Source organism: Clostridium sp. KNHs205 (assembly GCF_000702945.1).
Taxonomy (GTDB): Bacteria; Bacillota; Clostridia; order Lachnospirales; family Lachnospiraceae; genus Anaerocolumna.
Genome location: NZ_JNLE01000003.1, coordinates 2,760,806 through 2,773,473, shown reverse-complemented (window position 1 = coordinate 2,773,473; position 12,668 = coordinate 2,760,806). Strand labels below are relative to the sequence as shown.

The following is a 12,668-nucleotide window of genomic DNA, read 5'->3' as shown; positions in this document are numbered from 1 at the left end:
TATACCTTATAAGTCCAGCTGTAAATTAGTGATTTATAGATATCTATAATAATTTATATGTTTTACAGCATACTTTTTCAGTGCCATGTCTAAATTCTGCTTCTCTAATATTCTATCTCTTTAGTGGCACTTTTCTCAATAACAGTTTTCTTTGGATATTTATCTCCGCCAGTATTTTCTTTCCTTGTATTTCTGGTATAACTAATCATATCCCCGGCGGGAATAAATAAAAGTTCAGCAATTGCAGCAGTTGTATCTTTATAGTCTTCTGTAAAGGACCGCCAGCCTTCCGGTGTTTCCTTATAGTAAGACAGTTTTTTGGCAGAAAACCCATAGAGTGCTGTAAACCGAATCTTACGTAAGGTTATTTTCTCTCTGAAAATAATTTCCTTCGGCCCATAAGATGATGAAAGCTCTCCTTCAAAAACAGTCTTCCATCTCCCATTATCATATGCCTGAACCAAACATCCCTTAATATCACCTTTATGTTCTCTTTCATTCTGTCTTGGCATGTATAGAAGTCCTTTTACCTCCATGTCCCGCTCTGATTCCAATTCCAGCGTAAAGGGATATTTAAACTGCTCACCGGTACAAAAGGTATTGGGATCTCCATCCAAAAGAAAGGAATAATCAGAGTTGTTACTTGGTATGGACAATTCCATGCCTTCTGATTTGCTTTCCACCTTATCCTCCGTTAGCAATTTTGCCTTAACCTGGCAGTCAAGCATAATCCTTCTTGGGAAGAGGGCGTTTGAAAGCACCTCTTTGCTGACCACAGTCTGTGGCACAAAATCACTTGATGAGGCATAGTTTAAGAGGGATTTTTTTAATAATAAAGCTGCAGGCCGGTGCTCTATATCTGTATCCAGATCAGCAGTTACTATCAGAAGGGAGCCCTCTGACACCCTGCACTCCAGTATCATGCCCTGCCGATAATTACGGTTATAATCATCAATAGGCTGGACAATCGGTATCAGTTCAGCAGGAAACTCTTTCAGATTTAGTCCGTATGCACCATTGAGAATCTCCTCCCACTGCCATTCCTGGTAAGACCGTGTTGGAAAACAAGCAAGTGCAGGATGATTCTCTCTGATTACCAGCCCCATCCCCCTGCTGTAAGTCGGCCCCATCTGAGAATTCCAGAAAGATGGTCTTATGGAAAGGCTGGGGGAATCCAGTCCATAATGATCCGGTAAAGGAGAAAAGATAACTCTCTGTCCTAAACTGAGCGCCTCAATAGCCTGCTCCAAAGAATGAGTATACAATACCTTTAATTCAGAAATATCTTCAAAAGAATCCTCTAATTCCTCATAAAGCCAGAAATTCCAACTATTATTCAGATCCGTTTCCACGATACCAACTTGAATTTCATAGACTTCCGGTGCTGAAAGCGCCTTAAGATCGACTTTCAGTGTACCCACTTCTATGTTTTTCTTAACTGGCAGATCTATTGAAGGAAATTCTCCCCTTAACACCGTTTCTTTTTTCCGATTAGTTATACTCCAATAAATGCCTGCCTTACTAATCTCCTCTCGGCCAAAATGACAGATTTCCACAGGACACTCCAGTACGTCCCCTGTGGTGTATACCCTTTTGGACAGACGTATAAGAAGAACGGTTTCCCGGCAGAAGCTCTTAAATTCCTCCGGTGTTACAAAGCCTTTTTCCTCCCAGAAAGGATCTAAAAGTCCTACACAGGCAGTTCCCTGTCCCAGGTAATCGTGGAGATCCAGAAGCTCAAATCCATAGATATGGGGTGTTCGAAAAGTTGCTTCAATTTCTTCTTTGTATAACTGTACTTTAAGCTTACCGGATAGGTAAGCAAATTCTTTATTCTGATTCAGAACCCCGTTCCTTTCAGCATTTTCCTTCAGTGCTCTGTAATTGCCAGGTTTAAGATATCCCGTAAACTTATCCATAACAGTAAAGTCCGGATAGGAACACCATTGTCCTAATTCATGTGATATTACAGGATACTTTATGCCCTCCAGAGACAGACCATAGTCCTTGCCGTGCCAACCCTGACTGTTACGGATTGTACCGCCGGGCTGCAGACCATATCCGGAGCGGTGGAAATACACATAATCCGTACCATTTATGGCAGCCGGTTCCACGGGATAAGGCCAGCCGGACTGGGTGGTATAAAGGCGTCTTTTATCTTTTGCCCTGCATTTGCTCACCCAGGCTGTCAGTGGTTTATACCAGTCTCCCCCGGGTTCGTTACTGGGTGAAAGCATTACAAAGGAGGGATGGTTACCGAAGGTATCCAGTATTCGCCTGGTTTCTTCCCACAAGATATCATTCATCTTACAGTTATCCTGGAACTTATTCCACATCCCACATTCTATCTGAAGATACAGCCCTACTTCATCAGCAGCAACAAAAGCAGCCTCCGGCGGGCAAAAGGAGTGAAACCGTATAAAATTAAGTCCCCAGTTCTTACAGGTTTCCATTAGCTTTCGCCAATATGAAACCTCTGAAGGCGGGTAACCGGTTAAGGGAAAATCTCCGCCGGAATGGGTGCCTCTGAAAAAAGCAGGCCGGTTGTTAACAAGAAAAAGTCCGTCCTTTACCTCAATCTTGCGAAATCCAAAAGTTATCTCCTTCGTTTCCTGTCTTTCAAGACAGGAAAGAATCACTTTTAACTGATGCAAATTCGGAGTAAACTCATCCCACACATCCATTTCCTTCTGATAGGACAATTCAATTATAACCGTCTTAAACTGATCCTTAATTGTGAAATCCACCTGTTTTTCTCTTATTTGAAGCAGGCCCTTCTGTTCCCTGCCGGTAAGATTCTTAAGGGTAACTGCTGCCACTACCTTTCCGGAAGCAGGCTCTGCAGACACCTTTATATTTTCCATATGTACACCTGGAACTGCATAAATGGAAACCCTTCCGGTTAAACCGTTCCAGGAGGCACCTAAAGCATCCGATACCATATGACCGTCGGGCCTGTAAGGAGCTTGAAACCCATTGTCGACACACAATCTGATGCAATGAACTCCTCCCTTTAAATTGCCAAGACAATAAATATGAGGAGTACACAGAGACATTTCTGTTCCTATATATTTTGAATCCAGCCAAAGCTTCGTTTTCCACTTTACGCATTCCATAACAAAATAAAAAACACAATCCTCAAGGTCTTCCGGTACCTGAAAGCTTTTCTCATACCAGGCTTTTCCGAGATAATGCCTGGGAGGCTGACTTAAGAAAGGAACATTTATTTCAGCTCCCTCTGTCTTATACTCCTCCCGTTGAAACCAGAGCTTGTCATGAAGACCAGAAACCCACGGAGTGGTTTTCGTAATTTCTTTACCGTAGCCCTGCGCCTGCAGGATACCTGGAATATTAATCTTATTCTCAAATTCCCCCGTAATATAAGCCTTCTCTGTTTCGCTCTCCTCTCCAAAACAGAAATTCCATATACCATGCAGTGATTGTTCCCAAACCATTTTGCCACACTCTCTTTCCTGTAACTAATTCATCTTATATTTTATCTGACCACGAACATCAAAAAAACTAATTCTCACATAGGATTTCAGGCGAATTGCACCAAACAGATAGAACGAATGCGCCTATGGAAAGGTATTAGAGAAGTCCTTTTCTCTGAAAATTTTGTGCTATATGATAGAACAGATTGTTTGAGCGCAGCGAGTTATCTGTTCTATCATATGACAAGCACAAAATATTCAGAGAATTAGGACTTCTTATACCTTGAAATCGAAGCATGAGTTCTATCTGTTTGGCGCAATTCGCCGTCCACCCCCAAAGAACTAAGCCTTTCTAAACCCTTCAACCACCATTTCCTCAACCAATATATCAACAGCAGCCAAGTCCTCAGGAAGATTCTCCCTGATAAACTCCAGTACCACAATAACATTCAAGCACCATTGGGCAACAAAATTAGTTGAAACCCAGGGTATTTCCACCAACTTTTTTCTATTCCCTTTACCGGCTGCAATTTCAGTCTGAAAACCATCATGATTCCCCTCACTTATCAACGAATGTAGTAGATGACGCCAGGTGCGCTCTGCCAGAATTTCGTCTTTGAAATACCAGGCTCCGTAAGCTCCCATTGCTGCTGCCATAAAGGGCAGACTGAATTCCCTCTCCCCTATGATCCCTTCTGATTCCTTCAGCTGTTCTTCCCTTGGAAGATAATAAAATCTTCCGTAATCTGCCATCATCTGCTTCCATTCCTCATCTTCCAGAAGGTCTGACAGCTCCATCCATACCTGAGGGGCACCCATACAGATCTGAAGATGGGTTCCTCCTGCTGCTCGTTCTCCGATATATCTCAAATGAACCGTTAAGGGATCAAATTCAAAATCCGGACCGGAAATCAGCTTCAGCGGAGCTTTTTTGATGTCCTCAATCCCAACAGTGATCTTATCCCTGTATTTCGTATCCTGAAACCTTTCCCACTGGGTCATCCAGTTTGCACAGAGAGATGACCAGTCCGGACCGCTTCTGGCATGACTGGGATAGACCATTTTCTCTTTCTCATAGAAATCCCCAAGAGGGTCTTTTTCCAGAAAACTCAATTCATTATCCTTAAGCTCCCAAAAGATATCCTCCAGCCTTCTGTCCCCTGTTAGATAGTAGTAGAACCTGTGATGAGCTGCCATTGCAATACGGGCTTCCTTACAGGGGCACCCCCAGTGTCTCACGTTATGCCTGGAACCAAGACCTTTGTATTTGCCCATGTGATACACATCAACCTCGGAGGTATGCCTTAGCAGCTTTTCTGCCAGATGAAACACATCTTCTCTGCCCGTTCTCATAAAAGCATACCACAGCCAAAGGGTCGGTACCAGCTCCGTATTGTCCCAGGCATACCCTCCCATATCATACCTCCACTGATGGCGCTCTTTGTCATAGCTATGCATGAAATCACCATAGTTGAACATCCCGTACCAATTTCTCTGCTCCACCTCCGCCAGGTAGAAGTCAACAGCACGGTTTAACTGCATCTCCAGCCAGTTTTCCGTTTCATTTCTGTGCTCAGGCAATGACCAGTAACCAAAAGCCTTTAATTTATGATAATACTCCGGTATTCCAACATACCGTACCGGATATTTCACCCCTTCTGTGAATTCCCTGATTTCCTCATCTGAAGGTATTATTTTCCCGGAAAGCCGTAGTGAAAGTTCACTGGTGCAGGCAATTCCGTAGGGAGTTGCACCTTTATAGTCATACCCCTCATAATACACCTGATTATATCCTCTATTGGCATAATGGCGAAAATCCATGGCAGCAGCTTTCGGAGACCACAGCCACACGGTTGCCTCTGCCAGGTCTCCATCCAGATTATGAAAGGTATAACCGGAGGGATACTTCTCCCAGAAATCACGAAGGGAGAACAACAGAGAACCCTGCTCAGAACCGAAAGCTGCCCCTCCTTCTGTACGATTACCCTGAAGGCAATCCAGATAACAGCAGTTCTTATCTTTGATCTTCTTCCGGATTGAATAATGACTTGCGCTGTCCTGACAAATATCATACTCACTCCAAAAAGGCATATCTTTTATTACTTTTTCAATAATTTCCTTTTCTTCGCCCTGTGGCTCCAGCACTTCTCCTCTTGCTTGTGCTGCATAGACCTCCTGAGGCACTCTTGGTCTCCAGGAAAGTAATTGTGCCAGACTTTCATGAAATATACCGTGATCTCCCATGAATTTCACATGACGGTTATATATTTTTCCTGTTACAGGTGCGGAAAAGCGGATACCAAGACCTTTCAGGAAATCCTTGTCTTCGTCACCGTCATATAAAAAAGTATGTACAAAGTCAAGCTGACTGCTGTTAAGCCCGACCAGCATACGAATAATAAAGGGAATTTTTTTCTCCCCGGCAAGCTCATGGTGCCCGGTATATTTAATTATAACTCTGAGTTCTCCTTCCTCTTCAACAGCAATTTCCGTAATCTTCGGACTATATTCTTTCTCAAGCTTTATGTTTTTTCCTTCCCATACAGCCGGCTCCTCAAGAAGCAGGACAGATCTGGCATCTGTAAGAAGTACTTTTCCTTTGTATGTGATACGGTGAAATAAGCTTGTTCCATCCTGAGGGATATCTATCTCCAGACTACCTGCTAAAAGTTTTATTCTTTCTTTATCCTTTTCTACCACAAGCTTTATACTTTCTTTACCCCTTTCAACCACAAGCTTTTCGCTTTGGTCTGAATCTTGTAAATGCCTCCGGTCTTTTGGGATTACCTCTATCTCTTGTTCCAGAAGAGCAGCTTCTGCCGTGTGGGCTGTCCATTTCACGGAGCCGTCCGGCCAGTAAGCTGTAATCCGTGACTGCATGGGAAGCTCTTCTCCTGCTTTACATTTTATATAATATTCTGTTTCTCCGGTACATTCTCCCTTTTCCCACATACAGCCCCATGTGGTATAACCGGATTTTGCTCTGTTTCCCAATTGATGCAAGATCATAAAAATACCCTTCCATAATATATTTTCTTTCACATAACTTAGTACCGTTACTCTGATTGTAATGAAAAACATGAATTAATTCTACACCTTTCTCTGTTTCCCCTGTATGAGGAGAACATCTCCAGACTTCTATCATTCTAATCCTCTGATAAACAATGAAACTGCTGCCGGACTATAGTTAAAGATTTATTCATGCTGCTAAGCCTATAATTAGAATATCACATGAAAGAAAAGGCTCCCTTCGGTTTACACCTGTGAAGCCCTTTCAGCTTATTATTTTGTTGCATCCTTCCGATACAGTTCGTTGATTTCAGTAACCAATCTGTCACCGCCACGATCCAGCCATTGTTTCGCTGCGGCATCAAGCCCTGCTTCATCAATCTGACCGCAGATATACTGAGTTCTTGCATCTTCAATAATCTGTTCGATATCCGAACCGACTTCTGCATTAACTTCAGAGTTTGCCAGATAACCAAGGGCAGGATTAAAGACAGCTACCTGTTTGTTGGCAGCGTAAGCTGCTTCCTGAGCCAGGATGGGTTCTGTTTTAACCAGGGCAGGTGAAGTGCTGGAGGCGTTAGGTATATAGGACAGACACTGGTTTAAACCTGCTGAAGGAGTATATTGAGGTTCCAGTTTGCCTCTTTGTACTACATTTCCGTCTGCATCCAGATCATAAGTAATACCCTCCAGACCATAATCCGCTAAGATAAGCATTTCATTGTCATTCATCTTATCCAGGAAATGCAGGCAGTTCTTAACATCTTCTTCTGTTTTCGCACCGGATTTGGTTATAAGGAAATAACCGTTAAAACCACTGGTAGCAAGGGTCTTGTTATTGATTGGTCCAACAAGGGTCATGGTAGCGGTTTCTGAAGGGTTGGTAACAGATTTTACATCGTTTTCCTTGAAATATTCCCATATTCTCTTTCCGCTGTCCATAACATCAATGAATACACCGGCTTCACCTTTCTTACAGCCCTCACTCCAGGTTCCGGAGTCAACAGTTGCCCAGTCTTTGCGCACCAGTCCTTCATCATAAATCTTCTTTAGCCACTTTAAAGCTTCCTTGTATTCGGCTGTCTGATGGACCGGTACCAGCTTCCCGTCCTTTTCCACCCATTCGTTGCCTGCGCCGAACCAGGTCTGGATAATGTCAATGGGTCCCGTATATTTGGTCATCTCCATCCCGTAGGTGTCATCTTTCCCGTTACCATCAGGATCTTCATAGGTAAATTTATACAGCATATTGTAAACCTCTTCAAGGGTTTTCGGAGCGTCGGTTATGCCAACGGCTTCTGCCCAGTCTGTACGGTATGAGAAGCCGTAACGGCCGATTTCTCTGGCACGGTAGATACCGATTATCTTACCGTCTACTGTCAGTGCCTTTAGTACATTTTTATTAGCCTGAGACAGATTGGGATAGCTTGCCGAATCCTCCAGGTAAGGCGCAAGATCCCAGAAAGCTCCTTTCTTGGCAGCATCCACCACATTTGCTGTAAGATTACCGCTGGCTGTCAGCACCATGGGCATATTATTCTTATCCATCAGGGTAAGACCAATCTTATCACCATAAGTATCATTGGATTCCCACTGCCAATCTACATGAGTCCCTGTGTATTCCTCATACTTAGCAATAACCTGGTCGGAATTCTCGTTTTTTAAATCTGTTCCATAAAAAGAAGGTAACATAAAGGTAATTGTTGCCTTCCCCGTCTCTTCCCCTTTCTCTCCTGAACCGGTATTTGCTCCTGTAGTACTGCTGTTCTTTCCCCCGCATGCTGCCAGTGATAAAACCATAACTCCTGCCAAGGCTGCTGCCAGAACTCTTTTCCATTTCTTTGACCTTCCAGTCATACACACTTCTCCTTTTTTCATAAAAATTTATATTTAACCCTTAACAGAGCCCACCATAACTCCCTGGGTAAAATATTTCTGTATAAAGGGATAAACCAACAACATAGGTACAGTTGCAACCACTGTGGTTGCCATCTTAACGGCTTTCTCCGGCGGCATGCCAAAGGCCCCCCAATCCAGTCCGCTTTCCGTTGCCACTGCAGAAGTCAGGAAAATGATTCTGCGCAATACAATCTGTATTACTTCTTTATTTCTGTCTGAAATATACATCATGGCATTGAAGTAGGAATTCCAATGGGTTACTGCATAAAACAGGGATACGCTTGCCAGTACCGGCTTGGATAAGGGCAGAATAATTTTAATAAATATCTGCCCGTCGTTGCAGCCATCTATTCTGGAGGCCTCCTCAAGTTCTACGGGTATCCCCTGGAAATAATTCTTAATAATAATCATATTAAAAGGGTTCACCGCTGCCGGAAGCCATAATGCCCAGAAGGTGTTTTTTAAATGCAGGATATTGGACACCAGCATATATGAGGGTACCATTCCTCCACCAAATAACATGGTTATTATGACCATATTGGTAAAGAAGGTCCTGCCCTTGAAATACTGCCTTGATAAGGGATAAGCCAGGGTAGAGGAAACTGCCATATTTATCAGGGTACCTATTCCTGCAACCAGGATGGAATTCCTAAGTCCTCTGAAAGTATCTCCGGTCTTTAGAATATACTGGTAGGCATTAAAGGATATGGTTTGGGGAATCAGGAAAAATGCCCGTTCCGTTAATTCCCGTTCCGTAGCGAAGGAACCGGCTACCACATAGACAAAGGGCAGCAAGGTAACCAGAGCAAAGCCCCCTACAAAAAGGTAGATCAGCACTTGTACGAACTGGTCACCCGGACTTCTTCTTATTTTTGTCGATTTTATCTTATTTTTAGCCATTCTTAGTTACTCCTTCTAATAAAATCCGGACTCACCGAAGACTTTCGCCAGCCGGTTAGCACCCATAACCATTATCATGCTGACAACGGATTTAAACATACCTGCTGCCGTTGCCAGTGAGTAATCTCCGTTTACTACACCTTTTGTATAGATATAGGTATCAAATACATCGGAAACTATTCGATTCATAGAGTTCTGCATGAGGAAGATCTGCTCATAACCGGTATTCAGTATTGCACCTACTCTTAAGATCAGCATGATTACAATGGTTGAACGGATAGCCGGAAGTGTAATATGCCACATTCTTCTCCACCTGCCGGCACCGTCTACCTCTGCCGCTTCATAGAGCTGGACATCCACACCGGACAGGGCTGCCAGAAAGATAATAGTGCCGTAACCGGTTTCCTTCCACATGCTCTGTCCAATCAGCATGGTAACAAACAGGTTGGGGTCTGACATAATATCCGGTGCATTCTTTCTTCCAAAGATAAGTTCAAATACATGATAAACCAGGCCGTCCGTTGTACTGAACAATTGGGCTGTGAGAGCTGCCACAATAACCATAGATATGAAATGGGGTATGTATACCATAGTCTGGGAAACACGCTTAAAGAGTACGCTTCGGATCTCATTAAATAAAAGTGCCAGTATTATTGGTGCCGGGAAATAAAAAACCAGGCTTGCAAGGGATATGGATAAGGTGTTTTTCAAAAGCCTGAAAAAGTCAGGTCCCGTAAAAAACTTTCGGAAGATATCCATTCCCACAAAAGGACTGTGAGTGAAGGCTCCAAGCATGGTGTCTCCGTTGTAAGGGCTGAAATCCTGAAAGGCCATTACCAGACCTCCCATCGGCAGATAATTAAAAATGAGCATATAGAGTACACCTGGTATAATCATCAGATAAAGCCACTTATGAGAAACCAGCGCATGTCTTAGGGTACCGGTTCGTGCTTTTGCTTTGCTTTGAATCTTTTCCATTCTGTTTCCGATTCTCCTTTATGATATTTGAGGGTTTAATCCGGTAATCCTCTGTCACAGAACCTTTTGTTGATTCTGCCTGTTTTCCAGTCTTTTGCTCCCCTCTTTGCATGCACATTGTATATCGAGCTGTAAGCTATTGTAAATAATCATTTTCTAACCTGTTTTCTATATAAAAAACCTCTGTAATCACCTGAAATCAAGCGGATTACAGAGGTTTTTCCTTTCTGATTATCATCTTCTTCCAAGACTAACGATGCTCTTTACGAAATGCAGCCGGAGTAAATCCTACATGATTTTTAAAAAACCTGATAAAATTTTGTGCATTATTATATTGTAGCTTCTCTGATATCTCCGCAACGGAAAATTCCGTCGTCAGCAGCATGTATTTAGCCTGTTTCAGCTTTTCATCGTTTACCATATCAGTAAAGGTGATTCCTTTTTCCCGTTTTAAGGCTTTACTCAGATAATTTGGATGGTAACATAACTGATCGGCACATTCGTTTAGATTTATACTGCCTTTGCTGTCTTTCATAAGTTTCATTACCTGCTTTAAGATTTCTGATTCTTCTCCCTCCTGCCGTTTCTCTTTCATTTTGCAGACAATAGGATGAATGATTTCCTGACAGATTGCCCTTACCGCTTCTTTCTTTCCATATATCTGCGTTATACGGTTCAAGATATTATACTGCTCACTGTCAAAGATATCCGATAATGTAACACCTGCTGAAACCGGTATATTTAACAGGGCCGTCAGCAGTCTGGTCAGATAAAAATTGCGCTCAATACCAACAACACTCTTCATTTCCATACGTTCTATGGTCAGTTCCAGAAGACGCCCTGCTTCTTCCTCATTGCAACTGCTGATAGCCTGTATCAGCTCATTTTCCATAATTATATCGTAAACATTTCCCACTGAATTGCTAACCAGATAATCCTCAAAGAGCACCAGGGAAGAGTTCTCCACATCTTCCGTATTGGCTTTATTATACAGAGCTTTCACACATTCTCCATAAGCCCTCTGGATATGCTGCAACTTATGGAAAGTCCTGCTGATCCCAGAGGCTGTAACCAGTCCAAAATGTACCGTTATATAATCCTTGATTTCTTTATAGAAAGCAGCTGTTTTTCCGTCCATCTCCGTGTCCTTTTCTGCTCCGGTAAGAAATATAAGTTTCTCCTCATAATATACAGGCAGGATAAATATCTGATTATGCAGTTCTTCGGTAAGTCCGTTCAGCAGCTCATTGTATTTCTCACTGAGCCTGCTCTCTTCTCTTTTACAGGTAAGGGCAAGCATTCTGTAAGCTGTAAAAGGGGTTATGTCAAATTTCTTAAAGGCCGTCTCTGTTTTTTCTTCACTCATTTCACCTTTTAAAAGGCTTAGCATCAAAAGCTCTTTCATCTGTGAATTCTGATCATCCACAAATTTCTGCAGCAGCAAAAGGGGTTTGGAGAAAGCAATTGCTGCCAGACGGATACTCGTAAGGAGAAGTAAAAAGGCTGCCAGTACGGCAAAAGAAGCCAGCACGAATACGGTAGCATCCTTCTTCACTCTTGAGGTATCATATCCCACTACAAAGGTCAAACCTCTGGTGCTCTCCTTTCTCACAGTGATTTTATACTTATCACCGCCGGCTAGACGATAAATTCCCGACTCCTCAATTCCCTGTTTCAGATAATTTGCTGTCATCTCTGTATTGGTATCCAATAGTACCTTATCATTGGCAAGTATGGTAACATCATATCCCATTTTTTTGTACCCTTCTGCCAATTCTCTGAGTACTATCTCATTTACTTGAATCAACGCTGTCCAGGCGATGCCATTAATTCCATTTTCCTTCTTCACTACCAGAAACAGCCCTGAAAGATCAACAGCAGCACTTGGCCGGTAATTACCTGCCAAAGGAGGACTGGCCTCCTCTCTGTTCAGCCAGTAAACGGATAACTGGGCTTCTTCCTGTTCCATGAGGAATTCATCCACTTCCTGCCGATTCCATGCCTCTTCATAAGGAAACAGTCCATAGTCATTTAACACCCAGCCTGAAAGAACATTAATATACTCATAATTACTGATGTATTTCTCCATAAAATAATTGCCTTCCAGGATTCGTTGTGCCTGCTTCAGATTGCTGAACTGGGAATATGGTATTTCCTTCTGTCCTGCCAGCCACCGGAAGGTGTCTCCATTTGCCGCATCTATGTAATACTCTTTCAGGGAAGAAAGTATATTTTCGTATTCTCGGGAGATCTCATCACTGTAAGAGGTCAGGGTCAGGCGTCTTTTCGCCGTTTCTGACCGGATATAAATATTGCAGGAAACAATCCCCAATATAATCAACGGTATAGTCACCAGTACCAGCAGCTTAACAAACATCTGTTTTTCATAGGTAAGAGAATCTAATATTTTTTTGACATTCATAATTCTGATCCTTTTCTTCACTATAC

The 12,668-nt window shown here is 42.7% G+C and carries 6 protein-coding genes; all 6 read right to left on the bottom strand.

What is annotated here, in order from left to right:
* Positions 1-104: 104 nt before the first annotated feature.
* Positions 105-3,455: a discoidin domain-containing protein gene (locus tag BR73_RS0111545; RefSeq protein ID WP_033165648.1), complete on the bottom strand. Its 3,351-nt coding sequence runs from the start codon at positions 3,453-3,455 to the stop codon at positions 105-107.
* A 321-nt stretch (positions 3,456-3,776) separates the two neighbouring features.
* Positions 3,777-6,443 (bottom strand): hypothetical protein, encoded by a 2,667-nt coding sequence (locus BR73_RS0111540; protein WP_033167350.1) that lies wholly within the window; start codon positions 6,441-6,443, stop codon positions 3,777-3,779.
* 273 nt (positions 6,444-6,716) lie between these two features.
* The gene (locus BR73_RS0111535; protein ID WP_033165647.1) at positions 6,717-8,300 is read right to left on the bottom strand and encodes an extracellular solute-binding protein; all 1,584 of its coding nucleotides are present in this window, start codon (positions 8,298-8,300) and stop codon (positions 6,717-6,719) included.
* Positions 8,301-8,333: 33 nt separating this feature from the next.
* On the bottom strand, positions 8,334-9,242 hold the full coding sequence (locus BR73_RS0111530; protein ID WP_033165646.1) for a carbohydrate ABC transporter permease: 909 nt from the start codon (positions 9,240-9,242) through the stop codon (positions 8,334-8,336).
* A gap of 15 nt (positions 9,243-9,257) precedes the next feature.
* Positions 9,258-10,220 carry an ABC transporter permease subunit gene (locus BR73_RS0111525; RefSeq protein ID WP_033165645.1) on the bottom strand — a complete coding sequence of 321 codons (963 nt, stop codon included), beginning with the start codon at positions 10,218-10,220 and terminating at the stop codon, positions 9,258-9,260.
* Positions 10,221-10,470: 250 nt separating this feature from the next.
* Complete coding sequence (locus BR73_RS0111520; RefSeq protein WP_033165644.1) at positions 10,471-12,642, bottom strand: helix-turn-helix transcriptional regulator; 2,172 nt, start codon at positions 12,640-12,642, stop codon at positions 10,471-10,473.
* Positions 12,643-12,668: the final 26 nt, after the last annotated feature.

What these genes read in the sequence shown, in the direction of transcription:
- BR73_RS0111535 (WP_033165647.1), bottom strand. Translation starts at nt 8,300, where the DNA reads ATGACTGGAAGGTCAAAGAAATGGAAAAGAGTTCTGGCAGCAGCCTTG.
- BR73_RS0111530 (WP_033165646.1), bottom strand. Translation starts at nt 9,242, where the DNA reads ATGGCTAAAAATAAGATAAAATCGACAAAAATAAGAAGAAGTCCGGGT.
- BR73_RS0111540 (WP_033167350.1), bottom strand. Translation starts at nt 6,443, where the DNA reads ATGATCTTGCATCAATTGGGAAACAGAGCAAAATCCGGTTATACCACA.
- BR73_RS0111520 (WP_033165644.1), bottom strand. Translation starts at nt 12,642, where the DNA reads ATGAATGTCAAAAAAATATTAGATTCTCTTACCTATGAAAAACAGATG.
- BR73_RS0111525 (WP_033165645.1), bottom strand. Translation starts at nt 10,220, where the DNA reads ATGGAAAAGATTCAAAGCAAAGCAAAAGCACGAACCGGTACCCTAAGA.
- BR73_RS0111545 (WP_033165648.1), bottom strand. Translation starts at nt 3,455, where the DNA reads ATGGTTTGGGAACAATCACTGCATGGTATATGGAATTTCTGTTTTGGA.